The sequence below is a fragment of the Helicobacter baculiformis genome, assembly GCF_900197685.1.
Lineage (GTDB): Bacteria > Campylobacterota > Campylobacteria > Campylobacterales > Helicobacteraceae > Helicobacter > Helicobacter baculiformis.
In genome coordinates, this window is the sequence record NZ_FZMF01000033.1 from 40,793 (window position 1) to 66,859 (window position 26,067).

Sequence of the window (26,067 nt, forward strand, 5' to 3'; positions counted from 1 at the left end):
GAGTTGGGTTTGCCACTAAGGGGCTTTGTAGGTGGTTAAAAATCCTTCTAGATCAAAGCGCACGCGTTGATCATGGGTGAATAAATGCACCATCATATCGCCCAAGTCGATGATGATCCACTCCTCATTTTGGGCATCTATGGCGTAAAATTCTTCGCCTAAGGGCTTTAGGGTGCTTTTGAGATGATCGAGCAGAGCTAGAGCATGTTTGGGGGCTAGGGTGGTGGCGATGATGACTTTTTGGGTTACATAAGCGCGATCGCTCAAATCAAAGACCACAATATCGCTGGCTTTTTTATCTTCTAGCAAGTCTACAATTCTATCAATTCTAGGATCGGGCATGAGTCTCCTTAAAAGCTTGCACCACGCCCCTTTGCAAGATGGGGGGTAGGTGAGCAGGGATTTGGTGTTGGGCTAAGAGGGCTTTAATTTGGCTCGATGAAATGCGCTCTTGAATCTGGGGCAAGGGGATACAAAGCGAAGAAAAAGAAGGCTCTATGGGGTAGCCCTCCCTTTGCACAATCACAAATTCAGTGAGTTTTTGCATCGTGGTATAGCCCTCCCACTGGGACAAATGCGCCAAATTATCCGCGCCCAAAATAAAGTAAAGCTTGCTAGGTTGCAAGGTGTGGTGAAAATGCAAGACACTTTCTACACTGGGTACAGGGCGTTGCGCGCGAATCTCAAAATCGCTCACCTCCACTTTAGCCAACCCGCTTAAAAGCCTTTGCATCCAAGTATAGCGTTGGGTGGCGCTAAAGCAGGGCGCGCCCTTGAAGGGGTTTTGATAGGCGACAAGCACGATGAGCTGATCAATCTCTAAATGCTCTAAAGCCTGATAAATCACCTCCAAATGGGCGATATGGGGGGGGTCAAAGCTCCCGCCATAGAGGGCAATTTTACTAGGTGTTTTGCTCAAAACTAGATGCCTTGGTGAGTTTAGAAAATTTCACGCCCTTTAGCCCCCCGATCTCCAAGTGCAAATGCATGATCTCTGAGGGCTTGCCCTTTAAAATAATGGTTTCTAAGCAGTTATTGGCGTTGAGATGTACATGGGTGGTGCACATAATGGTGATGTGGCTCTCATGTTGGATGTCGATGATCTTTTGATTGAGTTCGCGTTGGTGGTGATCGTAAATAATGACCAACACCGCCACAGTGAGCCCCTCCTTTGCTTCGCTCAAATCCTCATCGCTCGACCAATTGTCTTCTACGAGCTTTTCACGAATCATGTCGCGCACCAACTCCGATCGCGAAGAATAGCCATTTTTGATAATGCGGTTGTCTAGCTCGTCTAATAGGTTCTGCTGCAAAGACACAGAAAACCTGATTATAGCGTCGTCCTTATGCTCCATCATGACCCTTATTTGCAAAAAATTCTTTTACTTTATCCTAATTTGACTTATTGCGCGTTAATTTGGGCTAAAAATTTGTGGCGGTGGAAAGCTAGGGCGTAACGATGCGCTTCATCTCTCAAGCGTTGCAAGAATTGCAAACAAGGGTCATTTGCCCTTAAGCGCAACACCCCATCGCGTGTGTAGAGGATGTCTGGGACATCGCCCAAAGATCGGCGGGTTTTGCTGGCTATCTTCGCCTTAGCAATGCCCACCACCTCTACATGGATTTGGGCGCGCTCTAAAATCTGCACAGCCAAGCGCACTTGCGCGCGCCCTCCATCTAAAAGCCACAGGTGGGGGAGGTGTTGTAATCTCTTAGCGCGTCTCTCTAGCAATTCGCGCATTTGGCTGTATTCGTCCTTGCCTTGCAAGATGTAGCGCCGATAGGCGCTCTTCACCCATGCCCCCTTGTCAAACACCACCATCGCCCCCACACAATGGCTTTGGGCGTGGTGACTCACATCAAAAACCTCCACGCGTTCTACAGGGGCACTAAGCCCCAAAAGAATTTGCAAGGCGCGCGCGCTCCCCTCTAAAGGTCCTTGCAAGCGTTGCAAGAGGGCGTGAATTTTGCTCCAACGATCGCGCTGTATTGCTGCCTCTTCAAAGCGTTCTTGAGAAGAAAGCGCGCGCATGCGCGCCTCTAAAAGGGCGCATAACATGGGCAGATTTTCTAAAAGTTCTACCCCCTCTTGCATCAAGTTGGCGTAATCTTTAGGGCTAATTTTGCCCTCACAAGGGGCAAGGCAACGCTTGATCTCATAGAAAATACAGGCGTGTTTGCCCCGCACACAGCCCGGGCTCTGCACTAGGGGGATCAAATCTAACACGCTTTCTAAAATCTCTTTGGCTGCAGAGCTAAAAGGTCCAAAACAGCGCAGGTGATCGCAGGGGTGTCTTTGTAGGTGCCAGACCGGATAGGGCAGAGTGGGATCAAAACAAACATAGGGGTAAGTCTTAGAGTCCTTGAGCAAGATATTGTAACGGGGCTGGTGTTTTTTGATCAAGCGATCTTCTAAGAGCAGGGCTTCATGTTCGTTAGAAGTGAGATGTAATTCTACATGCGCGATTTTAGCGACCATATCGCGCACCCGGGCATTGTTTCTTGGATTGGGCAAGAGTTGCTCCCCTTGCACACTGAAATAACTTACAATGCGCTTTTTGAGATTCTTTGCCTTGCCGATATAGAGCAACTGGTGGGCGCGATCAAAGTAAAGATAGACTCCACATCGCTCCGGTAGGTTTTCAAGTTGGCTACTTTGCATGCTTTTGGATACACAAACGGATGCGCTCAAAAACAGCCCGTAACTGGGGGTCTTGTGCGTGGTTGGTGAAAGTGCCTTGCGCGCATTCGTGGTAATAGAGTTTGGGAGATTTGGGCTTGAACTTTGCCATGACAATGGAGGGCAAGTAGGCTTTGACCACGAGGTCTTCAGGGATTTCTAACTCTAGGCGTTTTACCTCTCTGAGTAGAATTTGGCTAAATTCTTGAGCGTGCATGCAAAAATAGTTGTGCGCACTGGGGTGGTTGAACGCAAGCAAGAGTTTAGAGTTTTTGATTATAATGGAGCTCACCGCCCCCCTAATAGAGAGGGGCAAAAAGAGCTTGAGTTGGCTGAGTTTGAGGCGTGTGTCTAGGGGTTTTAGAAAGGCTTTGTTTTGCAAGACAGAAGAGAGAATATCTTGAGAGTTTTTCATGCCGGTATCTTAGCATGTTTACTAGCAGGCTGTGGTTACAAAGCCCCCCCTTTTTACAAAGCAAAACCCTCACCCTATCCCCATGCCCAAATGCCTAACTCCGAGCATTCTATCCAAGAGAGTACCCCTTAATGCAATTTGCCCCCTATCCCTTTGAGCGCCTGAGCGCTCTTTTACAGGACATTACCCCTCCAAGAATGATCGATCTGAGCATTGGCGAGCCCCAGTTCCCCACGCCTTTATGTGTCCAACAAGCCCTGCAAGCCCATACAGACACGCTGAGATTTTACCCCAAAAGTGGGGGTGAGGACTTCTTAAAAGAGGCACAGAGGCGCTTTATAGAACACCGCTTCAAAGTGCGCTTAAGCGCTGATCAAATTTTGCCCACTCTAGGCTCTAAAGAAGCCCTTTTTAACTTCCCCATTTTCTACTTGCATGACAAGCCCCAACCCAAAATCGCCATGCCCGATCCGCTTTATCAAGTCTATTTAGGGAGCGCGCAGGTGGCTAAGGCACAACCCCTCTTTATGCCCCTGAGTGTGGCTAACCACTTCACCCCTGAACTAGACCCCAAATTAAAACCCCATCTAGTCATTTTAAACTCCCCCAACAACCCCACCGGGCGCGCTCTGAATCTAGAAGCGTTAAAAGAGTGGGTGTTGCGCGCGCTAGAGGAAAATTTTGTACTGATCAATGATGAATGTTATAGCAATATTTACGCCACCACCCCCCCACCCTCCATCTTGCAAGCCTGCACAGAGGTGGGCAACACCGAGTTTAAAAATGTCCTAGCGATCAACTCGCTTTCTAAGACTTTGAGCGTGCCGGGTGTGCGCAGCGCGTATGTGGCTGGCGATGCAAATATTCTAAGAGAATACAAAATTTTTAGAGGTTATAGCGGGTGTGCGATCCCTTTGCCCTTGCAATATGCTAGCGCGGTGGGGTGGTTGGATTTTGGGCAACAAGAGCAAATCCGCCAACTCTATGCTACCAATTTGACACTAGCCCAAGAAATTTTAGGCGTGCCCATCGCGCCCACAAGTTTTTATGTGTGGTTAGAGGCGCATAGGGGCGAAGATTTTGCGCGCTATCTATTTGCCCACACGGGGATTAAAGTGTTGCCAGGGGGCTTTTTAAGCCCTAGTCATAGCCCCCATAGCGCGCCCTTTGTGCGCGTGGCGTTGGTTTATGAATCCATGCGCCCTATCTTAGAAGATTTAAAGCGCGCCCATCAAGATTATTTGAAGAGTGTGGCATGTTAGATCGCCCCATTCATACCTATAAAATCCATTTCATCGGCATTGGGGGGATTGGCATTTCTGGCTTGGCAAAGTATTTAAAAGCACAGGGCGCACTGGTGAGCGGCTCGGATTTGGTGCAAAGCTCTATTACCGATTACCTAGCCAACTTGGGCATCCCCATCACCATCCCCCATGATCCTAGCGCGCTTTGCGATCAAGAAGTGGTGATCCACTCTGCCATTATCAAGGTGGACAATGTCGAAATTGTCGCAGCGATGGAGAAAAATTGTGTGATTCTCTCGCGCAAGCGGGCGTTAGAATACATTTTGGGGGATAAGCGAGTCTTTAGTGTGTGTGGGGCGCATGGCAAGAGCACCACCAGCGCGATGTTAAGCGCATTGTTGCCCCACTTTGGGGCGATCATCGGGGCGACCAGTAAGGATTTTGGCTCCAATGTGCGCGAGAGCGATAGTTCTAGCTTGGTATTTGAAGCCGATGAATCCGATCAAAGCTTTTTGCATTCTAACCCCTATTGTTCGCTGGTAACCAACGCTGAGGTGGAGCATTTAGAGGGTTATGATTACGATTTAGACGCTTTTTATCAGGCGTATACAGATTTTTTAACAATGGGGCAAAAGCGCGTGATCAATGTGGACGACCCCTTTTTAAAAGAGTTCAGAGCAGAGGCGATTCGCCTAGACCCTGCTAAGGACATCAGCCAAATTAGCTATTTTTTAAGAGAAGATGAGCCCTACACCCGTTTTAAGTTCAAGGATTATGGCTTTTTTGAAGTGTGGGGCTTGGGGGAGCACACGGCGAGCAATGCGGCTTTGGCGATCCTAGCTGCCCTAGAAGAGTTGCCCCTAGAGAGTTTGCGTGCCAATCTGCTCAATTTTAAGGGGATCAAAAAGCGTTTTGACATTCTCCAAAAAGATTCGCTCTTGCTCATTGACGACTACGCCCACCACCCCACAGAGATTAGCGCCACTTTGCAGGCGTTGCAAACCTATGCGCATTTAAAGGGCTTGCAACAAAGTATTGTCATTTGGCAACCCCATAAATTCTCCCGTCTCTTGGACAATTTAGAGGGCTTTCAAGCGTGTTTTAAACACCCCATTGTGAGCCAACTCTACATCTTGCCCGTGTGGCGTGCGGGCGAGAAGCCCCGCGAAGTGGACATGCATGCCCTCTTTGGGCATTTGCAGCCCACTTTTATCGATTCTGTATGGCGCACCTCAAGGGGCTTAGAACTCTTTGTACAGGGGGTTAGGATTCGCACCTTGCATAGCGGATTGGTGATAGGCTTTGGCGCGGGCGACATCACCACCCAACTCAGAGGGGAGATTTAATGGGGGCGTGGATTGTCTTAGGCTTAGTCTTGCTCTTGTTATGGCTACTGCTCAAGGATTTTGGGCTGGTGCGCTTTAAACAAAAGTTTATAAGTGCGGGCATACTCTTGCTTTTAGGGGGTGTGGTGGGGTTTTACACTTACGAGCAAGATCGCACTAATCGCACGCAGATGGATCTGCAACGCGCCTTTTTGCGGGGCGAAACCCTGCTTTGCAGCAACCATGTAGAGGTCAATAACAAAAACTTCAATCTTGTAACGGGCACTCTGAGTTTTTTGGGCAAACCCAATGGTCCCATGAAAGACACCTTGATCGATTTGCAATCCTGCCAGAAAAAAACCCCTTGAACACGCTAGCCACTTCCTTAGATTTAGAACGCTTTTTAGCCCATTTTGCAAGCTTTTTAGCCCGCCCCAAAGAGGTAACCCTCAATCCACGCCCAAGCGTGTGGGAGCATTTGCAAGAATTTGAACGCTTGGATTTCACCCCCCCTAGTGCGATCATCTGCTTGAAAGAAGCCCTTAAAACCTTAAAAAAGGGGGGGATGTGGCGCTTAGAAATTTTATTTGAATTTGTGAAAATCACGCGCTATTTTTTCTACCTTAAAGGGCGTGCGCGCTTTAAAGATCACCCCCATTTATGCGCCTATTTAGAAAATATCCACTTTCCCCCTCCCTTGTTGGAGTTGGAGGCGCGCATGCAAGATGTCCCCGCTCTCAAAGAGGGCTTTTACCCCGAATTGGACGCGCTCTTAGAGAGTTTAGGGCGTTTGCAAGCCCAACAAAAACAAGTCTTCAATCAGATTTTAAGCCGATCGGCTTTGCAAATCTATCTAGCCGATCGCCAAGTGCATTTTGTGCAGGGGGTAGAAACTTTGCTGCTCAAGCCGGGCTTTTCTGCCGCGCTTAAGGGCGTGGTGGTGGCGCGCTCCCATGGGGGGCAATTTTACATAGAACCCTTAGAAGTGAAGAGTTTGGCGCGCAAAATCCAAGAAGTGCGCAACAAGGTAGAGGAGAACATCGCACAAATTTGCACACAATGGAGTCAAAGTTTACGCCCCCTTTTTTTATTCTTGCGCTTCATCAACCACGAGTTTGACTATCTCGATCATCTACAAGCCCGTGTCTGCTTTGCCAAAAGCGCGGGGCTAAGTTTTATCCAGCCCAATGTCAGCGGGCATTTTGTGCTCAAAGACTTTGAGCACCCCAATCTCAACAACCCTAAACCCCTCTCTCTTGTCTTTAATCAGGCTCTGTTATTGGTTACAGGGGTCAATACGGGGGGCAAAACGATGTTGCTCAAATCCATCTTGAGCGCGGCGTGGCTAGCTAAACACTTCTTGCCCTTTAAAATCAACGCGCACCACTCTCAAATCCCCTATATAGAGAATATCCAAGCCATCATCAACGACCCGCAAAATAGCCAAAATGACATCTCCACCTTCGCCGGGCGCATGCTCGACTTTAACCAAGCTCTCAACACTCCCCAACTCTTGCTAGGGGTCGATGAAATCGAGCTAGGCACGGACGCATCAGAGGCGAGTTGTTTATATAAGGTGTTGCTAGAAACATTGTTAGCTAAGGGGGCTAAGGTGGTGGTTACCACGCACCACAAGCATCTAGCGATGTTGTTGGCTAAAAACCCGGCTGTGCAATTGCTTGCAGCCAATTACGATCTGCAAGCCCAAATGCCCACCTACACCTTTACCCCGGGGCTCATTGGCAAGAGTTACGCCTTTGAGAGCGCGTTGCGTTATGGCGTGCCTTTGGATTTGATAGAGCAGGCGCGCGCCCTTTATGGTGCAGAGCAAACCCATTTAAACGCCTTGATTGAGCGCACCAGCGCGCTAGAGCAAGAGCTCCTTAACGAGCGTGCCCAACTAGAAGACGCCAAACAAGCCCATATGCAGAGCGTGCAGGCGCGCCTAGCACAAATGCAAAACGCTCAAGAACAACAAGAAGCCAAGCAACGCGCCCTAGAGAAGAGCTACCAGCAGGCATTAAAAGCGTTGCAAGAAGCGCTCAAAGAGTTTGAGCGCGCCCAAAATAAAAGCCGTGCCCACCAACAAATCCAAGCGATCCAAGAGGGTTTAAAACGAGGCAAGCCCTTAGAGTCCAAGCCTTTAGAAACTTCTTTGGCTATTGGCATGGGGGTTGTCTATGGGAAACAAAAAGGGCAGATTGTGGGTTTGAATGGGGAATTATTTGTCGTACTCCTAGAAAATGGGCTCAAGATCAAAACTCGCGCCCATGCCCTCAAAATATCCCACACGCCTCCTAAAACCCCCAAACCCCAAGTCAAATTAGAGCGCAAGCCCCAAGCCCATGCCAATATGCGCCTAGATGTGCGCGCCTTAGAAGTACAAGAAGCCCTAGAACAAGCCCAAGACTTCTTAGCCAACGCGCTTTTAGCCGGCTTTGAAGAAGTGTTGATTGTGCATGGCAAGGGCAAGGGGGTTTTACGCCAAGCCCTCAAAGGGTGGCTCAAAACCCACCCTAAGGTAATCTCCTTTGAGGACGCGCCCTACAATTTAGGCGGCTCTGGGGCGCAAGTGGTGAAAATCTAAACCCCTGCACTCCAAGAGCACAGAGCGCAAAAATCTATCAAATTATTGGTATGTGAAGGGTAGAAGTGTATCGCGCTTTGGTATGCCCTCTGTGTTGGCACAAGAAAAGGTTTGGCGTGCTACGGGCAGATGTCCTAACTGCAATCAAAGCAATGAAGGCGTGCATATGGAGGCACGCCCACACTCAAGGCACTATGAGTTTTCTAAAATCTGTCCGTTTCTCAAGCAAGTGAACGACTGGCGAGCAAGAAGGGTACACAACGCGCCTAGGGTTTCTAAAGTGTGGCTAGGTTGCACATTCAAAGAGATACGCAACAAGGGCTTTTGCACGGTAGGGGGGCGAATGGGTGCGCATAAGAAACCCGCTTCAAGTAAACTTGTATGCATGTTCAATAGGCTTTGAACACGTTCAAAGGGCAAAGTTAAAATATTGCTAGGGGTGCTAAAGCCTAGAATCTGTGCGCAACATACGCGCATCTTTTCTAGTATAGAAACATAATTAGACAGATGGGCATAAAGGTGTTCTAAATGGACTAGAGCCAATGCGCTATCCAGCAAGGATAGACTAGTGGTATAAATTACACTCTTAGCGCGGTTACACAAGAACTCTACCACTTGCGGACTTGCCCCAATAAAAGCCCCATAACTGCCATAGGCTTTAGACAAAGTGCCCAAAACGATAATACGAGGCGTAAGCTTGAGATGATAGTAACTTAAATACCCCCCCAAGTCCCGCCCTAATACACCCAAACTATGAGCTTCGTCTAAAATCAGGTAAGCGTCATATTCTTGAGCGATCGTATAAAACTCTTTGGGAGCAACTTGCCCATCCATAGAATACACGCCCTCTATCGCAATAAAGATGCGTCCTTTAGGGTGCTGTGCACGTTGATTTTTGAGTTGTTGGACTAAATCTAGCGTGTTATTATGAGAAAAAAAGTGCGCATTGGGTAATTTTTTAGCTAGAAATTGCCCACTAGCGTGGTAGTGTGCATCCATAAAGAGTATGTCATTTTTACGCACTAACGCATCTATCAAAGCCACATTGCCCAAAAAACCACTCCCCACCAACAAGCAGGCTTCATAGCCAAAGCGTGCACACAAAAATTCCTCTAACTCGCGGTGCAAGGGATGATAGCCATTAAGCAACATGGAAGCTTTAGGCGCATGGGTAGTTAGGGAGCGCACTTTCTCAAAAGCATGCTCCAAAAGGAGGGCATGAGTACTCAAGCCCAAATAGTCATTAGAAGCAAAATCGTGCAGGTGAGCGGGGTAAAGATGGCGCTCGCGGTATAAACCGGCACGCCTAAGCGCGCGTAATTCAGATGAATAGGTGTCCAATTAGTGATGCCCTGCGTTGAGCCCCTCTGCCATGTTGGCGATTTTTCGATTGAGTTCATCGCGTTTTTCATAAAACATTTTATCAATAGTTTCGCGCACGCCCTTAGCATGCTGTTCAACAGCACGGATACCTTGCTCAATGGCGCTGGGTGTAGCTCTATCGGGGTCCTTGAGCAGACTAGCCAATGCATTAGCTTCGTCATGCACGCCGTTATGACAGGACTCCAAAGCGCGATAACTAGGAGTGCTAGAGAAGTGTTCTTTGCCACTACCTTCATGATACCATTTACCCAAACGGCATTCGCTACCATTAATTACCTTAAAGCTATTAGGCGCACCAAAGACCAAGCCATAGAGATTACACTTATAGACCACATGATCGATCTTAGCCAGTCCGCAAAAAGCGCGGTTATTCACATTCTCAATAGAAAAAAGGGCTGCATCCGCGACAACCTTATTGGCGTGAGAAATATTTTTCACATTGTCTACATCACTCTTAATGCTTTGAACGATGGTGTTTGTCTCATGTGTATTGCCTTGAATGTCGCTCGCTTCTTGTTGCATGGACTTGACAACCACGGCGATTTCTTTAGTGGCTTTTTGGGTTTTTTCGGCAAGCTTGCGCACTTCATCGGCTACCACCGCGAAGCCCCGCCCATGTTCGCCCGCGCGTGCGGCTTCGATAGCAGCATTCAGAGCTAAGAGGTTAGTTTGTTCGGCAATGTCATCAATCAAAGAAATTACTTGGGTGATCTCGCTACTGCGCTGGTTGAGCGAGTCAGCCAAGACAATAGCATTTTGCATTTTTTCATAAAGTGTATCGATCTTATCGCTTGTTTTAGATACATGACCGAGTGAGTCTTGAGAGTTTTTACTTCCATTACCCGCCGCTTCGATCAAGGCATCTGTATCGGTCAGGATACTTTGTAAAGTTTGCTGAATACCCTCTATACCTGTTTTCATACTATTGTAATAGAGGTTAAAAATGCTATTTTTGCCTAGCCCAGCCAGTGCGTCAAAATCCTCGCTTAAAGAGTAATAAAGCGTGTCATCAATGCGCTTGCTTTTAAGGTGGTAAGTATGGTTATTGAAATGGAAGGTTTGGCTAGCATGGGCTAGTTCGCTCGTTTTTTGTTCTAAGCCACTGATTTCTGCAATTGCTCCACTTTTAAAGACGATCTGATTTTCTTTGATGCCAATCAGCCCTTCGCGGGCGCATAACTCCACAAGTTGCTGGTAACAATCCAGTTTTTTTTGCAAAGAGCGAATCTGTGCGTCCTTGTCGTCTACTTGCTTGTTACGCTCCTTAGAAAAAAACATGCCGAGTCCCTTTTCTCATTTATTTTGTTTAAGGCTTATTATATGCTTATTATATGGCGCTTTAACTTAATTTTAGAGCCACTCTTATAATTCGTAACTGAGTGAAGTCATTAAATAAGAACGATCTTGAGTGGTGGGTGCGAAATCGGGGTTAAACGCACCAAAATAAGCCACCTTATAGCCACGATGCATGAAAACTTGATAGCCATTGAGTCTAATCATGGCGTGGATATGTTTCGTGATGTTGTACGTGCATGTCAAGCCCAAGCTACGCGAGTCAGCGCGCGGTGAGTAGGTAAGCTTACCCAACAAGGCACAGCTTAAATTCTTGTAGCTAGCTCCTATAAAGGCAAAGGGGGTTACAGAATTGGCGTTATAAAGGTTAGTATAAGCGTCTTCATAGGGGGTATCGTCTGTAGTGTCAAAGGGGATGGGCGAGCCGTTCCAACCTAGTTGGGCGTTAGCGTTACCAAAATTCTTGTACACTCCCCAACCAAAATTCACATGCTTTACATCAAAGCGTTGGCGCACCAGTAAACTAGCTGTGTCTTTACCTATGAGGTTTCCGCGATAATAAGTGTGCGCTAGAGCCGCACTATAAAGGGGAAACCACATGTAAATACGGGTTTGAATTTTCCACTTACCCGGGCTAAAGTGCGCACTCACATGCAACCCCGGGGCGTTAAAATTTTTAGGGTAAAACCAAATAAAAGGGGTGATCTGCCAGTGTTTGGATTGCCAAGTAGCGCTGAAAGCGTGCATGCCATAATTGGTACGCGTTCCATTGGCAAAATGATACTGCACGGGAGCATAAAAGTCGCGGATAAATTGAATATTAGCCAACCCACGCCCATAGGTGCTAAACCAATCTAACCTAAAATTTTTCCAGTGCACAAAAGCCTCAAAGCCCTGATTATAGCCGCGTAAGAACAATGCCCGATCACTTTTATAACGCCCTAACTTGATTCCAAAAATGTCTTTGTAAGTGTAGTCTAAATAAGCGTTGTAAAGGATATAATTACGCGCGTGTACTTCGTCGCCATAGCGTGAAGTGTGCCAAGGCGCATTCATCAAGTAACCCTCCCAACGCCCCATATAATACCAGTTTGCCGGCTGAAACCCGGCGCTAGGATCGCTTTGATCGGTTAAGGTTCGGGTGGAATCAAAGGCTAATCCGCCAACCTGTCCGCCGATCCCTGCACTGAGTTTGTGCGCGCTTACAGACTTAGGCAGTAAGTTGACATCAATTTGCAATGCCCCGATGGCCGTAACATAACTGCCTGTGGGATAAATCCCTTTATCCGAGTTAATTTCAGAATTATTAAACCCGATGCGTGAAAACGAGCCTGCCCTACCTCCAATTTTATAGTCTAGGGCGCATAAAGAAGAAAGAAATGACGAACACAAAAGCACACCCCAAACAAAAGTTAGCCCCGCACCACTATGTGCTATCCTTTGCAAAGTGTTTTACCTGTGGCTTGAGAATCCCTATCTCTTCTTAGGTTCACCATATTCTCCTACTACAGCTCCCATACCTTGGGAACTTTAGGGTGTTGCTTGTTTTTGTAAGGCACTTTATTTTTTAGATGCCATGCCCTTAACTTCGTCTAAGTTCTTTTAAGCACACGCACAACTTGGGGGTTATAACATATTTTGTATGAAGTCCCCTTAACTGACATATTCCCCATCGCTAAGGCTAGGGATTTTACGCTGAGTTGTGGACACCTATATTTTCTAACAATCTTTTGCTAACATGCCCGTTTTGCAAAGGAGCATGCATGCAGATTCAAAATATCAGTGCTAGCCAAGTCTTGGATAGTCGAGGTAACCCCACCTTAAAAGCTAAAGTGGTATTAAGTGATGGGAGTGTGGGCGTGGCAATTGTGCCTAGTGGGGCGAGCACGGGCAAAAGGGAAGCTTTAGAGCTTAGAGATGCCGATCCGCATAAATTTTTAGGTAAGGGGGTTTTACAGGCGTGTAATTTTGTCAATCAACATATTAACACTGCCTTACAGGGCAAAGATCCCTATGATCAGACAGGTGCAGACGCAAATATGTTAGCTCTAGACAACACACCTAATTACGCGTATTTAGGCGCAAACGCTGTTTTGGGGGTTTCTATGGCTCTAGCGCGTGCCAGTGCGCAATCTCTACATTTACCCCTGTATCGTTATTTGGGCGGACTCAATGCACGCGTGTTACCTGCACCCATGCTTAATGTGATCAATGGGGGTGCTCATGCCAATAATTCCCTTGATTTTCAAGAGTATATGGTCATGCCCCTAGGGTTTGACGATTTTGCTGAAGCCCTGCGCGCAGGAGTAGAGGTTTATCACCATCTTAAGGCGATGTTAAGTCAAGAGGGGCATAGTGTGAGCGTGGGCGATGAGGGGGGATTTGCACCTAATTTCAAAAACAATACAGAGCCTTTAGAGTGGTTGCTTAAAGCCATTGAAAAAGCGGGCTATAAGGTTGGAGAACAAATTGCCTTGGCTTTAGATATCGCTAGCAGTGAGCTTTTAAACAAAGAGGGGCGCTACACTTTGAGCAGTGAAGATAAAGAACTAGAAACTGAAGAGCTTATTGAACATTACAGCGTGCTGTGCCGTCAATACCCCATTGTGTCGATTGAAGATGCCTTATCTGAAGAGGATTATGAGGGATGGGCGCAACTAACTAGCACTTTAGGGCATAAAGTTCAACTTGTGGGTGATGATCTGTTTGTAACAAACAAAGCTCTTTTAGAAGAGGGTATTGCGCGCAAGCTAGCCAATGCGATCCTTATCAAGCCCAACCAGATTGGCACACTTTCCCAAACCCTAGAAACAATTCAGCATGCACAACGCGCAGGCTATGCTTGCATCATGAGTCATCGTAGTGCAGAGAGTGAAGATAGCTTTATTGCCGATTTCAGCGTGGCGCTTAACACCGCCCAAATTAAAACAGGCGCACCAGCTAGAGGGGAACGCACCGCAAAATACAACCGCCTACTTGAGATCAACCAAGAAATTCAAGGGGAATATTTGGGGGCTAAACTTTTTAAATGAAATTATGGCTTATTGGATTTATGGGAAGTGGAAAAAGCACTATTGGGGGTTTGCTTGCCTCCAAATTAGGCTACTCCTTTATAGATACCGATCTCATCATTAGTCAAGAGTGTGGACTGAGCGTGGAAAAGATCTTTGCGCGCTACGGAGCTCCTCATTTTAGAACTCTAGAAGCCCAGCTCATCGCACGCCTTCGTGCTAAATCCTCATGTGTGATAGCTACTGGAGGTGGCATGCCCATCTATAACAAGCTAGGAGAGGGATTAGTATGCTATCTATGTGTCGATTTTGAAGTGCTATACATGCGTCTTTTGCAGGATGGCACTCCCCGTCCACTTTTTAAGGATAAAACAACGCTTTATCAGCTTTACACAGAACGCACTCCTATTTACGCACACCTTGCGCAACACACTTTTAGCGCTAACCAAACCCCTCCTCAAGTGGTCGCAGAGATTTTAGCACTCTTACGACAAGTTGAGTTATAATAACGGCATCTTATTAAGAAAGGATTGCTATGGGTTGTGGGATCTTGGTTGTCGCGCCATGTGTCGCATTGGAAGATAAGATCGTGGCTTGTCTAAGTGGTATGTTAAACGCACAGCACAAGAGTTTTAAAGTAATGGAGGCGACTTTTGGGCTGGTGGACTCAGAAATCGTTACCCAATACGCACAAAGCGCATGGGGGAGGTGGCTAGACACCTATGAGGCGTTACGACCAAAACAGGATTATCTTTTGTTGCGTGCCAGCGCATTAGAAACCTTGCAAGCCCTAGAACCTAACATAGCTATCAAGCTTGCTCAGCATTTGAATTTGCTTGTGGTTAATGGCGTACAGGGTGGAGCGAGTGCGTGTGCGCTCGCCTGCTCTAGTCTAGCACATGCCAACCTAGCTAACCCTTTAAGCTTTGCGCATGGTTATGCCCAGCAAAAGCCTGATCACATCGTGTTGGATATAGATACTCTCCCCCAAGATCTGAGCCCAGTCTTCCAGGTTTTACAACAAACTAAGAGTGCATGCGTGAGCCCAGTACGTTTCCAAACGGGTTTGCTTAAACGCGCTAAAGGTGCACTCAAAACAATCGTTTTGCCCGAGAGTCAAGACCCTAGAATCTTGCAAGCCGCCCATACAATTTTACAAAACCAGGCCGCTAAACTCATCTTGCTAGGCGAAGCAGATAAAATCCATCAAGACGCACAAAAATTAGGTTTAGATTTGCAAGGATGCACTTTAATTAACCCTAACACTTCTGAACATCTTGACGCCTTTGCTAATACTCTTTATGCGTTACGCCAAAGCAAGGGCCTTAGTTTACAGCAAGCTCAAGAGCTGGTAAAAACTCCAACTTATTTTGGGACCATGTTAGTCTATAGTGGGCATGCTGATGGAATGGTTTCGGGTGCAACCCACACCACAGCTGATACTGTGCGCCCTGCTTTACAGACTATTAAATTGCACCCGGGTGTGAATTTGGTTTCTAGTGTTTTTTTCATGTGCTTAGACACCCGTGTTTTGGTTTTTGCTGATTGTGCCATTAACCCTAATCCTACCAGTGAAGAGCTCGCCCACATTGCCCTTAGCTCGGCGCGCACAGCTAGAAGTTTTGGCATTGAACCTAGAGTTGCGATGCTCTCTTATTCTACCGGCACATCTGGTAAGGGTGTGGATGTCGATAAGGTGCACCAAGCCTTGGAAATCGCGCGAAGCTTAGATGAAAATTTACTCATCGATGGACCTTTACAATTTGATGCAGCCATTGATCCTAAAACCGGGGCTAAAAAAATGCCCGGAAGTAGTGTAGCTGGGCAGGCGAATGTCTTTATCTTCCCTGATCTAGATGCGGGCAACATTGCCTATAAAGCCGTGCAAAGGACTGCTAAGACTCTAGCCATTGGACCCGTGTTACAAGGACTTAAAAAGCCTGTCAATGATCTAAGTCGAGGCTGTTTGGTAGAGGATGTGATTAACACCATTATAATAACTGCTATCCAAGCACAAGGGTGAGAACATGCATATTTTGGTTTTAAATCTAGGTAGTTCTTCCATCAAGTTTCAGTTATTTCACATTGAGAGACAAAGCGTGCTTGCTAAAGGGCTTGTGGAACAAATTGGTGGGGATTGTTCCCAAATCCAAATCTATTCTCATGAAGGGTGTGCTAAGATCAGTCAAGAATGCATGCGCATCTCCACTTACGAAGAAGGGCTACAGCATATCGAGTATGCTCTGCGTGATTTGGGCATTTTGGAGAGTTTAGGACATGTAGATGGTGTAGGGCATCGTGTTGTGCATGGAGGGGATCTGTTTATTAAGCCCACTCTCATCACTGATGAGGTGATCGCTCACATTGAAAAACTCGCCTTTTTAGCTCCTCTCCATAACCCCGCCCACTTAATGGGTATTAAGACTCTCAAACAAAAAGCCCCTCATGTGCCCCAAGTTGCTGTTTTTGACACCGCTTTTCACCAAAGTATTCCTGCACATGCGTTCATGTATGCCCTACCTTACGATCTCTATGAAACCTACAAATTGCGCCGTTATGGCTTTCATGGCACTTCACACCATTTTGTAGCGATGGAGGCGGCTAATTTCTTGGGTATTCCTTATGAGCAATTTAATGCCATCTCTCTACACTTGGGCAATGGAGCGAGTGTGTGTGCCATTGAAAAAGGTAAGAGTGTAGACACTTCCATGGGACTCACCCCCTTAGAGGGCTTGATTATGGGCACCCGCTCAGGCGATTTAGATCCTGCTTTGTTGGGCTATATCATGCAAATCCAGCGTGAGAGTTTAGAAGAGGTCAATGATGTTCTCAATAAAGAAAGTGGCTTAAAAGGGTTGTGTGGCAAAAGCGACATGCGTAGCGTGGAAGCCTTGATTGAGAAGGGCGATGAAAAAGCGCAATTGGCTTTTGACATGTATGCCTATCGTATCCGTAAATATGTGGGGTCTTACTTACTCACCTTGGGGCGCATTGATGCGTTGATTTTTACCGGGGGTGTGGGTGAGAATTGTGCACGATTGCGCAAGGCCGTTTGTGCCAATTTGGAGAATTTTGGCATGATTCTCGATCTAGACACCAATAGCAACCCTCCTAAAGGCGTGGTAAATTTAAGCCAGTCTAATACGGCTGTGCAGATTTTGCGCGTGCCCACCAATGAAGAATGGGCGATTGCAAATCAAAGTGCCAAGATTATTCAAGCGTGCTAGTCTTCAAAAGTCTTGTGGGAGCTAGATTGCAAAAATGAGGGGTGGGTGTTCTAATCTTTTGGTTATGGTGGCAAATAAAAGGGTATTGATGGGCTTACTCGATATTTTGTTACTCGTGTTTTTAATAGGGGTGTTGATAGGGGGAGTGGGCTATTACCTTTACATGGTGTTTAAAAATGATTCCTAGCATGTTAGTGCATATCTGTTGTGCTGTAGATAGTCATTATTTTTTGCAGGAGTTGCGTAAACTCTATCCTCAAACAAAAATAACAGGTTTTTTTTACAATCCTAATATACATCCGCACGAAGAATATCTCTTGCGTTTACAAGACACCAAGCGTTCGTGCAAGATGTTAAATATTGATCTTGTAGAGGGAGATTACACGCTTGAAGAGTGGTTAGAAGCCATCAAGGGGCTAGAGCAAGAGAAAGAAAAAGGGGCTAGGTGCAATATCTGTTTTGATGTGCGTTTAGAAACAAGTGCAAAAATGGCACTCATGTTAGGCATTACGCATTTTAGCACCACTTTACTTTCTAGTCCCATGAAAGAGCAAGCCATTCTTAAAGCTCAAGGTGAAGCTATTGGAGCGCGTTATAATCTTACATTCCTCTATCACAATGTGCGGGCTAAAGGGGGGGTAGAGCGACAAAATGCCCTTGCCAAACGCGACAAACTCTACCGCCAAAATTACTGCGGATGTAAGTTCGCTTTAAATGCCCAAAGGGAGACGCAAAACAAAGTCTGCATTGAACTTATGAGCCCTCTTAATCGCCAAGTGCATCCAGCAAGCATTGCGCAACGCTTAAAACTTTTCAAAGAGCGCGACATCCTAGAGGCAAATGGACAGGATTACCATCTTTTGCAGCGCCAATCTCAAAGTTATCTGCTCATGCGCGCGTTTGTATGTGTAGGCACAAGCGTGTTGCCTAGTTTGGTCTTGAACCGCTCCCAAAGCAAAAAGATAAATATTAAAGATTTGGAGATTCATAGCATCAAGCTACCCCCCACCCTCACAGAATCTCTCTTATCTCAGCAACACCATCTTACTTTGGAGTCCACTTGCTTGGATGTGGGTATATCTGTGAAAGACGATACACTTTTTTTAGATGTGCAAGGTGTAGCAACCCTGCTTAATATCCCTCCCACATCTCTAGAAACGCTACGACTGAGTTATGCCCAAGAGCTCTATATTCGTGAGAAACTGGTGGGCATCGAGAGTATTCAGCCTCTAATCGTGGTGCAGAGCTTAGCGCTTTTCAAAGCCTCACATGCACCTATTCATGTAGAGGTTGTGGCAGAATTTTTTGAGCACAAATCCTTTTACATGCTCGCTAATACCTAAGTGTGCTTTAGCTGGCTTCTTTTTTAGCTTGAAGTTTATAGACAGAAAAAGCGATTAGATAATCTGTAAAGCAACTATTCCCCATCTCCCTCACAAGCACTTTCTTCCCCTATATCACATATAATGGCACTCCCATGATGAGCGTATGCCCGTGCTTTTTTACGATCTTTTGGCACCCCTAAGCCCTTTTCATACATGTCTGATAAAGATACATAACAATAGCCATTCCCCATGTCCGCGCATTTTTTGTAGTAATGCGCTGCCTTTTTGTAATCGCGTGGGATATGGGCAGCACTAGGGTCATTTTCATTCCTTTCCAAACCGCCATAATAATAGATGTCGCCCAGTTGGTTGTAGCTAGAGTCATCTCCCAAATCCCCCGCTGCTTTCAAATACTCCATAACCTTCTTTAGTGCCTCCACAGAATTTTCTGGTGCCATGGTTTGATACAAATTCGCCAAATGTGCATATCCCTGTGCATCCCCCAACTCCCCTGCCTTTTTATAATACTCCATAGCCTTGTTCTTATCTACTTGCACTGCTTGGCTAAAACCCCCATTTTCGTAATACTCTCCCATATGGACATAAGCATGCGCATTCCCCATTGCCACCGCCTTTTGAAAATACGCCACCGCCTTATGCCCATTTTCTAGGATAGTCTCCGTGCTAAGAGAACCATCATAGTCTTGATAAAGCAACCCCAGTTCATTGTAGGCTTGGCTATCCCCCTTTGTCCCCGCTTTTTCTAGCACCGCCACTGCTTTGAGATAGTATTGTTTGGCTATTTTATGACTGCGTGTAAAGCCCGGCGCGCCATAAAGATATTTGTAGCCTAGTGTTGTGTAGGCATTAAAATCGCCCATTTCCCCCGCCTTTTCAAGATATGACACTCCCTTTTGGTGGTATTGATTTTCTTGTGCCTTGCTTAATTCTACACCAAAGCAAAGAAAATCAAAGGGAGCGAACACATAAAATCTCCCAAAGTCCGCATAAATATCTGCCCTATTTTGATCTAAGTCTAGGGCTTTTTGGTAATAGATGAGTGGTTTTTTACAAGAAAGCCCCCCTTTCGTATCTTCTGCCATGTGTGCTAGCTCAAGGTAAGCATCTACCACCCCCATTTTCCCCGCCTTTTCAAAGTATTTAATCGCTTTTTTGTAGTCCAAATCCACCCACTGCCCATAGCGATACATCAATCCCAAATGATAGATCGCCTGCGCCTCTCCTCTTTGCGCCCCCTGTTTGTAAAGTTTAAAAGCTGTGAGGTAGCCCTTCCTCTTGTAAGCTGCCTCTGCCTGCTCTAAAAGTGTTGCCTGAGCACCCAGTGCGCCTATCATGAATAATATGGCAAAGAAGCCTTTCATGAACGCTCTTTTATTGATCATTTTTTATAAAATCTTCTCTGTTGTTAGCAGGTAGTATACCTACCCTTGACTTTCTATGCACTTCGTGATAGCTTGTAGTTTCGGACTTTGTGGCTATTTTATATAATGCCTATTAGAATCTTGGCAGTTTATGGTGGTGTAAGCGTTGCGCTTATTTTTGATATGCCCCACAGCTAAGGCTTGGGAGCTTGACAGAAAGACTAAACAGGACTGCCCACCCCAAGATTGAGATAAGCAGGCAGACATTGGCAACTAATGGCAGTTAAAATCTCGATCGCCATACGCTTGGGGACCTTGAGCGTGGGGCGCGCTTGCAAAGCCATGTGGGAAATGGTGGGCATGGGGTCCAAAATGACCATGGGGATTAAAATGTGCTTGATGGGCAAAACCATGTCCATAAAAAGGCATAAAACCTAGCACAAACATGCCGCAAAAGTGAGGGAAAGGGTGGAAACCAAAGGGCATTCCATAAGCGCCGTGGTTAAAGCCATGGGATTGTGGGCCACAGCATGCATGTCCATGCGCACCAAAGGGGGGTTGACCTTGAAAGCCGCCCGCTTGATGTCCAAAATGTCCAAAATGTCCTTGATGTCCTTGATGTCCTTGATGTCCTTGATGTCCTTGATGTCCTTGATGTCCTTGATGTCCTTGATGTGTTCCATAATCATGCTGTGTGGCATGATGGCAAGAATCCTCTGAGGAAGCGGGAGCGTCGGCGCCTAAAAGAGCAACGAGGGCATCGCGGATCCCTTCAAAATTTTCAAGCTTATGAGGGAATACTAATTTAAAGACTTCTTCCTTACCCTCTTTGGTGTAGACAATTTTCATTTCACTCAGATTAAGATCTTTAACTCGTACATTGCTTACACCTTGAACTTGCGCGTACTTTTCTAGCAACTTTACTACATTGTCTAACTGCTTAGTGTTCAAGACATCTAACGCGTGCTGTTTATCCATAAAGGCTCCTTTTTGCTTGTTTTTCGTCCTAAGACTTGGGAAGTTTAGTGATATGAAGCTTAATAATAACTTAATTAATAATATTGCATATAAATTAGTTGATAGTATTAATAATAACTTTATTGATAATTTAATTAGTATATAAATTTATTGATAGATAACTTAATTATAATTACTTTGAAAAGTTAAGATATCAACTTGATTATTTATGATGTCTTTTTTTAAGCAAGAGGTTTAGACATAATTGAGATATGATTCCATGTAGGTTAGGACAAAAAATATTAACGCCTTGCGTATGCATATACATGCCGTCCAAATGGCATGCACTCCTTAAGATGATTTTTGAGCGGACCTTCACCCCTGATCCTGCATAGGATACGTGGAAAGTTTTTATATTTGCCCCTTAATCCAAAATACGCTAAGCTAAGGCATCATTTTCTAAGGTGGTGTGTTTTGCGTTTTTGGATGCTTTGGGGTTTGGGAGCTTGTGTTCTGCTTGCGCAAGGGGCTGAGAGCTTTTTTAACGCCATTGAAGCACAATTAAAAAGCAACACGGCTAAGGGCATTCTGATGTTAATCTTCATTGGAATTGCCTTTTATGTGTGGCGTAACTTGGATCGTTGGCGCGAAATTTTCTTCACTCTCTTAAGTGTAGTCTTAGGGATTATGCTCTTTTTCAAAGCCCCCGCTTTAGCTTCATGGTTTATGGAGTTATTTTAATGAGTGCTAGTTATCCTGTCCTCGTGATCTCCGTGCCCAATTTGAAAGAGATTTCTACTAAAGATAAATTTCTGTGGTTAAACGCTAAATCTTGGATTCTAGCTATTTTTATTCCTTTTATATTCCTGCCATGGCTAGGTATTCTTTACGCTGTACTGTTATATGGAGGATTTTTATTGTTCTTTAGCATTTTAGAGTTTTTTGATGAAGATATTGCGGATATTTTGATTACGCGCTCTAAAATCAAAACACCCAGCGATGCATTTTACGCGTGATTCTTCGATATAGTTTCTACAGCTAAACTCTATCAAACACTACGCCACAAGGATATTTTAAGGTCTTACCAGCGCAATTTGCCAGTGCGGTCGGGGTTTTCTAAAATGTTTTGGACATCCTGTATCGTTTTAATGGAGAGTTCGCCCCCATAGAGTTGGCAAATACCATTTAGAGCCTCATAAATTTTACCCTCATCACAATGCGCGTAGGCACTTTGATAATCCTTAAAACACGCATCTAATGCCATCAAACGCTCTTGATGGGTGGAGGCGATCAAGGCTTCTAACTCTTCTCTTTTGGCTACCAATGCGGGCAAGTGTGTCTCTACTAATTGGGTGATCTCTTCGGCTCTGAGCTTGGCACGATCCCTAGCAGCAAACGCCCCAAAAAGAGAATCTAGCGCCATATCAATGCTTCTATGACTCACCACCACCGCAAAGGCTCCGGCCACAATGGCTAAAATAGGCGCGACAAAGGGAGCAAGAGGGGGCGCAATCACGGCTAACTTAGCCTCTAAGCTCCTTTCTAACCCCACAACACCAACCACCCACGCCGCACCAAAAAGAGATTTTAAAATGGTTTTGAGTAAATCTCTAAAACTTTTGATCTCTCCCTTGATGTAAGAGAAAATGCCATTGTAGATAGATTTAGCCACATTTCTAAGGGCATGCCAAAGTTGGCGCAAAGACCCGGCAATGCTTTTAAAGATTTGCCCCACAATGCCCACCACCACATCGATCGCTCCAAATCCTGCCCTGCGCGCAAATGCCGACTTAAAAGCCTCTAGGGTTTTGCTTAAAAGCCGTTTGATCCGCTCCAGAATGCTGATATCCGTATCTATGGGGTGCTTGGCATACGCGTCCTTGATTTCCCACACAATCCCATTAGCTAGAGTAGAGAGACTAAAAACAATCGCATCGCTCAAACCCGCTTGGGCGATGTGCCCGCTAGCCGCCACGCTTTGGGTCATCAACGCGCTAACTCTAGGGTTTTCACACATCCAGCGATTGGTTGTGTTGTTGGCATTGAGTTTGTCTAGGGCTTGTTGGGCTTTTTGTGCTTGCGCTCCACCATTTGCGACCATTTTTTCTAGGTTTTCTTTATGGTGTTTGTAGTCCTCATAGGGCATGCGCAAATCCACCCCGCTCTCTAGGTAGCGATCCTTTAATAGCCCCTTTGTGTCTTTAATCACCTTGAGTTGGGCGGTGTTGATGACATTGCCCTTTTTGTCTGGGGTGAGCGTGTCTGTGGTGTTGTGGTTGGTGCGGGCTAGATCGTCAAGTTTGCTAAAATCCATGTGTTGCACCTCATCACCATAATAAGCTAGAATGTGCTCCACTTTTGCCTGGTCTTTGGGACTCAAATTCTCTAGCTTTTTATGGCTAGCTAAAATGCCTTGCACTTTTTTAATGTCGGCTAAGGTGTCGGTGGTGTAGGTCTTATGCCCTGTGTTGGAAAGCGCGTCTTGGATATTGCGTTGTCCCGTGTCGAGTTCCTCAAAAGTCTGCCCAAAGTATTGGGGGTTGTTTTTATGTCGCTCATACGCCCTAAAGCTGTCCGCACTCATCGCCACACTCGCCCCATAAGCCCCGTAAGTGTTGAAACTAAAGATATTGAGCCCCAAACGGGCTAGGGTCTGTGTGCCGATCTCCTCGATCACTTCCTCGTAAAAAGCTTTAGTTGTCATGTGCTTCCTTACCGGGTTGCTTAGGGGGTGGGCAAAATTGTTGCCGCAGTGCCAAAAAGAAATTGATCCTTTTGTCATTGTCGCTATAAATTTTTTGCATCATCATCTTTTTAATGTAGGCGGGTTGCATTTTAAACTTCTTGAGTAGGGGATCGTTCTTAGCCACAATGGGCTCTTTTAGAAGTTTTAAAAGTTGTTGTGTCTGTTTTTTCATGTCCTCCACAAGTTGCACTTTTTTGGGCGTATCTAAGGCTTCTTGGCGTGCATCTTGCATATCCATTGTATCCGCCTTGTCTAATAAATCCTCCAGGGCTTGGTTAGCCTCTTCTAACCGCTTCTTTCTAGTGGCAAGCTCCACCATAAACTGCAAACACATCATCGAAGCTTGGTTCAACTTGTTAGAAATTTCAGGGGCTGTTTCTGCCACCTCCATTAACTCCAATTTACCCTCCGAGACCGCTTTAATGACAGCCCCTGCCTTTTGCTGCTCAACAACCTCTTGGGGGACAAGAATGGCTAAAGCTACTGCGGTGTCTGCATCATTCCACCCGTCCACACCCAAATAAATACCTGTCTCATCCCACCCTTGTAACTTTTCTTGCAAAAACTTTTTAGGTTCTAGAAGACGGCGTTGCAGCTGGCAATAACGCGTTAAACTGCCCGCTACCACTTGCTGTTTAAATTCTTTAAATTCTTTAAATTCCTCAATAGCTTTTACAATGCTTTTTTGTTCGTTGTCAAGAAACATCTTTTACTCCTTTATTGGGATGAGTTTTCGCCCCATTTTTCTTCGATTTTCTTTAGCAGTTCTTGGCATTTTTTTTGGTGCGCCATAAGTTCTTGCACTAAAGGCTCTTCCTTGACCATAATGGGTGCATTGATTGTTGTTACAAGAGTTTCTGCCTGCTGCATCAAGGTTTTGAGCTCTAATTGCTCTTGAGAGCTCCATGCGCTAGCTTGTAATCCCTTAGCCTCCATATATCCCTCTACAAGCTCTAGTGACTTTTCTTTCAAAATGCGTGTCTAGCTTCACCAAAGTACGGCATTTCTCTATAGATTTATACTTAATGTGTTTCCATGTCAGTCCCATAGCTTTCATTGTCTCACACACGGCTAAGACACTCTCGCTATAAGCCTTTGCCTCTTCTTTTTTTTCAGCCACCTTAGCTGCAAAAACAGAGGCGGTTACTGCAATCACAGGTGCAGCAATCAGCCCGCCAAAAGCTATAGTGCCCCCCGCTATACCAAATCCTCCAGAGGCTAAACTCCCCCCTCCAAGCCATGCAAGCGTGGCGTTTGTGGCTGCTGCTCCGCTCAAAGCACTAATCGCTGTCCCTGTAGAGGCACTTCCTAGCAAGCCAATCGCTCCCCAAGCTCCAAAGCCCGCCATTGCCCCAGCTCCAACTCCCGCTAACGCTCCCCCAATGGCTGTTTCTAAATCTACAATAGAGGTTTCAACCCTCTTAAGATGATCCATGCTCTCTTGACCAAAAACTTGTAACCACCCTTGATCGTGGGCAACCTGAAGCCTGTCAATAATCTCCTTATATTTTTCAACGCTAGTCAGAGTGATGGCATACTGCAGTTCCCCCAGAGATTCAAAAGTGTTTCTAGCCTGATTTTGCATGTTGCCTAGATTGTGTTTTGCTTTGTCGTGTTTGCTCTTGGCTTCTTCATGCAATTTTTTAATTTCCTGCATATCATCATGGGCATCCATACCCTTTTTGATTCCATATCCTGCAGCTAAGGCTGCTGCACCCCAAAGAATAAATGGCAAAGGCATCTCTTTCTCCTTATTCAATTTTCAACACTTCTTCCACACCCTCTTTTTCCTGCAAGATTTGACAAGTCTTGAGATTAAGGGTGTAAAACTCCTCTAGGCTGTAGTGTTGGTAAAACACTTTTTCATACATGGTATCTACCCTGCAAATTTGGGGGCGGGTGTCATAGATCAAGCACTTTTGGGTGGTAGTGTCTAAATGACGGCATACCCCATTGCCCAAATCAAAGGGAGCTAACTCTTTAACCCCGCTGATATTGCGGCAACACGCCCCGCAAATGGTGCAAGGAAAGCCCATGTTTATAGCCGGATTAAATTCTTGCCTTGATCGGTGAGCACGAGCATAGCCTTAGTCCAATCGGCGTAAATAGTAGCCAAATTGGGTTCTAGCCCAAAGGTTTTAATCATCGTGTCTAAAACTGCTTTTTCTCCTTCATGCAGGGCTTCTAAATGCGTGAGGCGGTCAGCCATCGCTAAAGCCATCGTCTCTAATAAAATAATCTTTTGGTGTTCTTTTTGTTTGAAGATCTTTAAAGTAGTTTGCAGGTCAAATTTATCTGCATCATAAGCGATGTCCTCTACCTGCATTTCTAGGCAATAGGTTGAAATCACTTCCTTTTGTGCGTCTGAAAAATCATGATTACTCCATGCAAAATGATGGGCGATCTGTAAAAACGCCTTTTTCTCCTCTAGCTCTAACGCGCCTAAAAACACGCCAACTCCTTGTTTTTAAAGTTGGCGCATTATACACTAT

The 26,067-nt window shown here is 45.7% G+C and carries 27 protein-coding genes; 11 read left to right on the forward strand and 16 right to left on the reverse strand.

Annotated features, from left to right (window positions below):
• Positions 1 to 15: 15 nt before the first annotated feature.
• Genes rsfS through C6G87_RS05990 form a run of 5 tightly spaced genes read right to left on the reverse strand, consistent with a single transcriptional unit; the run spans position 16 to position 3,095 of the window.
• On the reverse strand, positions 16 to 342 hold the full coding sequence (rsfS, locus tag C6G87_RS05970; RefSeq protein WP_104752613.1) for a ribosome silencing factor: 327 nt from the start codon (positions 340 to 342) through the stop codon (positions 16 to 18).
• Positions 329 to 919 carry a nicotinate (nicotinamide) nucleotide adenylyltransferase gene (nadD, locus tag C6G87_RS05975; protein ID WP_104752614.1) on the reverse strand — a complete coding sequence of 197 codons (591 nt, stop codon included), beginning with the start codon at positions 917 to 919 and terminating at the stop codon, positions 329 to 331. Before nadD ends, rsfS begins: the two co-directional genes overlap by 14 nt.
• The gene (gene nikR, locus C6G87_RS05980) at positions 903 to 1,355 is read right to left on the reverse strand and encodes a nickel-responsive transcriptional regulator NikR (protein WP_104752615.1); all 453 of its coding nucleotides are present in this window, start codon (positions 1,353 to 1,355) and stop codon (positions 903 to 905) included. The genes nadD and nikR overlap by 17 nt, the downstream gene beginning before the upstream one ends.
• A gap of 47 nt (positions 1,356 to 1,402) precedes the next feature.
• Positions 1,403 to 2,662 (reverse strand): GIY-YIG nuclease family protein, encoded by a 1,260-nt coding sequence (locus C6G87_RS05985; RefSeq protein WP_104752616.1) that lies wholly within the window; start codon positions 2,660 to 2,662, stop codon positions 1,403 to 1,405.
• Positions 2,652 to 3,095 (reverse strand): hypothetical protein, encoded by a 444-nt coding sequence (locus tag C6G87_RS05990; RefSeq protein WP_104752617.1) that lies wholly within the window; start codon positions 3,093 to 3,095, stop codon positions 2,652 to 2,654. The genes C6G87_RS05985 and C6G87_RS05990 overlap by 11 nt, the downstream gene beginning before the upstream one ends.
• Before the next feature lie 131 nt (positions 3,096 to 3,226).
• Between C6G87_RS05990 and C6G87_RS05995 the strand changes: the two genes are divergently transcribed.
• From C6G87_RS05995 to C6G87_RS06010, 4 genes are read left to right on the forward strand one after another with little or no spacing between them, the layout of a single operon-like run.
• A complete protein-coding gene (locus C6G87_RS05995) occupies positions 3,227 to 4,357 on the forward strand; it encodes an aminotransferase class I/II-fold pyridoxal phosphate-dependent enzyme (RefSeq protein WP_104752618.1) in 1,131 nt (376 codons plus the stop codon).
• Positions 4,351 to 5,685 (forward strand): UDP-N-acetylmuramate--L-alanine ligase, encoded by a 1,335-nt coding sequence (gene murC, locus C6G87_RS06000; protein WP_104752619.1) that lies wholly within the window; start codon positions 4,351 to 4,353, stop codon positions 5,683 to 5,685. Before C6G87_RS05995 ends, murC begins: the two co-directional genes overlap by 7 nt.
• Positions 5,685 to 6,032 carry a hypothetical protein gene (locus tag C6G87_RS06005; RefSeq protein ID WP_104752620.1) on the forward strand — a complete coding sequence of 116 codons (348 nt, stop codon included), beginning with the start codon at positions 5,685 to 5,687 and terminating at the stop codon, positions 6,030 to 6,032. The genes murC and C6G87_RS06005 overlap by 1 nt, the downstream gene beginning before the upstream one ends.
• On the forward strand, positions 6,029 to 8,251 hold the full coding sequence (locus tag C6G87_RS06010; protein WP_104752621.1) for an endonuclease MutS2: 2,223 nt from the start codon (positions 6,029 to 6,031) through the stop codon (positions 8,249 to 8,251). The genes C6G87_RS06005 and C6G87_RS06010 overlap by 4 nt, the downstream gene beginning before the upstream one ends.
• 192 nt (positions 8,252 to 8,443) lie before the next feature.
• On the opposite strand, the gene C6G87_RS06015 is transcribed toward C6G87_RS06010, so the two are convergent.
• The 3 genes from C6G87_RS06015 to C6G87_RS06025 form a co-directional block, all read right to left on the reverse strand.
• Positions 8,444 to 9,592 (reverse strand): aminotransferase class I/II-fold pyridoxal phosphate-dependent enzyme, encoded by a 1,149-nt coding sequence (locus tag C6G87_RS06015; RefSeq protein WP_104752622.1) that lies wholly within the window; start codon positions 9,590 to 9,592, stop codon positions 8,444 to 8,446.
• The gene (locus C6G87_RS09145; RefSeq protein ID WP_104752623.1) at positions 9,593 to 10,912 is read right to left on the reverse strand and encodes a methyl-accepting chemotaxis protein; all 1,320 of its coding nucleotides are present in this window, start codon (positions 10,910 to 10,912) and stop codon (positions 9,593 to 9,595) included.
• Positions 10,913 to 10,996: 84 nt separating this feature from the next.
• Complete coding sequence (locus tag C6G87_RS06025) at positions 10,997 to 12,319, reverse strand: outer membrane family protein (protein WP_233709039.1); 1,323 nt, start codon at positions 12,317 to 12,319, stop codon at positions 10,997 to 10,999.
• A gap of 371 nt (positions 12,320 to 12,690) precedes the next feature.
• Here C6G87_RS06025 and eno point away from each other — a divergent pair, with 371 nt between their 5' ends.
• The 5 genes from eno to C6G87_RS06050 all read left to right on the forward strand — a co-directional run bounded on the left by eno (position 12,691) and on the right by C6G87_RS06050 (position 18,508).
• The gene (gene eno / locus C6G87_RS06030) at positions 12,691 to 13,959 is read left to right on the forward strand and encodes a phosphopyruvate hydratase (RefSeq protein WP_104752624.1); all 1,269 of its coding nucleotides are present in this window, start codon (positions 12,691 to 12,693) and stop codon (positions 13,957 to 13,959) included.
• Entirely contained in the window at positions 13,956 to 14,444 is a 489-nt protein-coding gene (locus C6G87_RS06035) for a shikimate kinase (protein WP_104752625.1), read from the forward strand. Before eno ends, C6G87_RS06035 begins: the two co-directional genes overlap by 4 nt.
• A gap of 29 nt (positions 14,445 to 14,473) precedes the next feature.
• A complete protein-coding gene (gene pta, locus C6G87_RS06040) occupies positions 14,474 to 15,961 on the forward strand; it encodes a phosphate acetyltransferase (protein WP_104752626.1) in 1,488 nt (495 codons plus the stop codon).
• A 4-nt stretch (positions 15,962 to 15,965) separates the two neighbouring features.
• On the forward strand, positions 15,966 to 17,165 hold the full coding sequence (locus tag C6G87_RS06045; protein ID WP_104752627.1) for an acetate/propionate family kinase: 1,200 nt from the start codon (positions 15,966 to 15,968) through the stop codon (positions 17,163 to 17,165).
• 188 nt (positions 17,166 to 17,353) lie between these two features.
• Positions 17,354 to 18,508, forward strand: coding sequence for an epoxyqueuosine reductase QueH (locus C6G87_RS06050; RefSeq protein ID WP_104752639.1), 1,155 nt, complete (start codon positions 17,354 to 17,356; stop codon positions 18,506 to 18,508).
• A 74-nt stretch (positions 18,509 to 18,582) separates the two neighbouring features.
• Here C6G87_RS06050 and C6G87_RS06055 read toward each other — a convergent pair whose 3' ends face one another.
• Positions 18,583 to 19,872: a tetratricopeptide repeat protein gene (locus C6G87_RS06055; protein WP_158653112.1), complete on the reverse strand. Its 1,290-nt coding sequence runs from the start codon at positions 19,870 to 19,872 to the stop codon at positions 18,583 to 18,585.
• 273 nt (positions 19,873 to 20,145) lie between these two features.
• A complete protein-coding gene (locus C6G87_RS06060) occupies positions 20,146 to 20,850 on the reverse strand; it encodes a DUF2470 domain-containing protein (RefSeq protein ID WP_104752629.1) in 705 nt (234 codons plus the stop codon).
• Positions 20,851 to 21,315: 465 nt separating this feature from the next.
• Between C6G87_RS06060 and C6G87_RS06065 the strand changes: the two genes are divergently transcribed.
• Complete coding sequence (locus C6G87_RS06065) at positions 21,316 to 21,570, forward strand: TrbC/VirB2 family protein (RefSeq protein WP_104752640.1); 255 nt, start codon at positions 21,316 to 21,318, stop codon at positions 21,568 to 21,570.
• Complete coding sequence (locus tag C6G87_RS06070; RefSeq protein ID WP_104752630.1) at positions 21,570 to 21,845, forward strand: competence protein ComB; 276 nt, start codon at positions 21,570 to 21,572, stop codon at positions 21,843 to 21,845. Before C6G87_RS06065 ends, C6G87_RS06070 begins: the two co-directional genes overlap by 1 nt.
• A 65-nt stretch (positions 21,846 to 21,910) precedes the next feature.
• On the opposite strand, the gene C6G87_RS06075 is transcribed toward C6G87_RS06070, so the two are convergent.
• From C6G87_RS06075 to C6G87_RS06095, 6 genes are read right to left on the reverse strand one after another with little or no spacing between them, the layout of a single operon-like run.
• Positions 21,911 to 23,533, reverse strand: coding sequence for a phage tail family protein (locus tag C6G87_RS06075; RefSeq protein WP_104752631.1), 1,623 nt, complete (start codon positions 23,531 to 23,533; stop codon positions 21,911 to 21,913).
• The gene (locus tag C6G87_RS06080; RefSeq protein ID WP_104752632.1) at positions 23,523 to 24,281 is read right to left on the reverse strand and encodes a hypothetical protein; all 759 of its coding nucleotides are present in this window, start codon (positions 24,279 to 24,281) and stop codon (positions 23,523 to 23,525) included. The genes C6G87_RS06075 and C6G87_RS06080 overlap by 11 nt, the downstream gene beginning before the upstream one ends.
• Positions 24,282 to 24,292: 11 nt before the next feature.
• The gene (locus tag C6G87_RS08850; RefSeq protein ID WP_233709040.1) at positions 24,293 to 24,511 is read right to left on the reverse strand and encodes a hypothetical protein; all 219 of its coding nucleotides are present in this window, start codon (positions 24,509 to 24,511) and stop codon (positions 24,293 to 24,295) included.
• Complete coding sequence (locus C6G87_RS06085) at positions 24,501 to 25,316, reverse strand: hypothetical protein (RefSeq protein WP_233709041.1); 816 nt, start codon at positions 25,314 to 25,316, stop codon at positions 24,501 to 24,503. Before C6G87_RS06085 ends, C6G87_RS08850 begins: the two co-directional genes overlap by 11 nt.
• 10 nt (positions 25,317 to 25,326) lie before the next feature.
• Positions 25,327 to 25,611, reverse strand: a complete 285-nt coding sequence (locus tag C6G87_RS06090; protein WP_104752633.1) for a YkgJ family cysteine cluster protein — start codon at positions 25,609 to 25,611, stop codon at positions 25,327 to 25,329.
• A 2-nt stretch (positions 25,612 to 25,613) separates the two neighbouring features.
• Positions 25,614 to 26,027, reverse strand: coding sequence for a hypothetical protein (locus C6G87_RS06095; protein ID WP_104752634.1), 414 nt, complete (start codon positions 26,025 to 26,027; stop codon positions 25,614 to 25,616).
• Between the last annotated feature and the right edge of the window lie 40 nt (positions 26,028 to 26,067).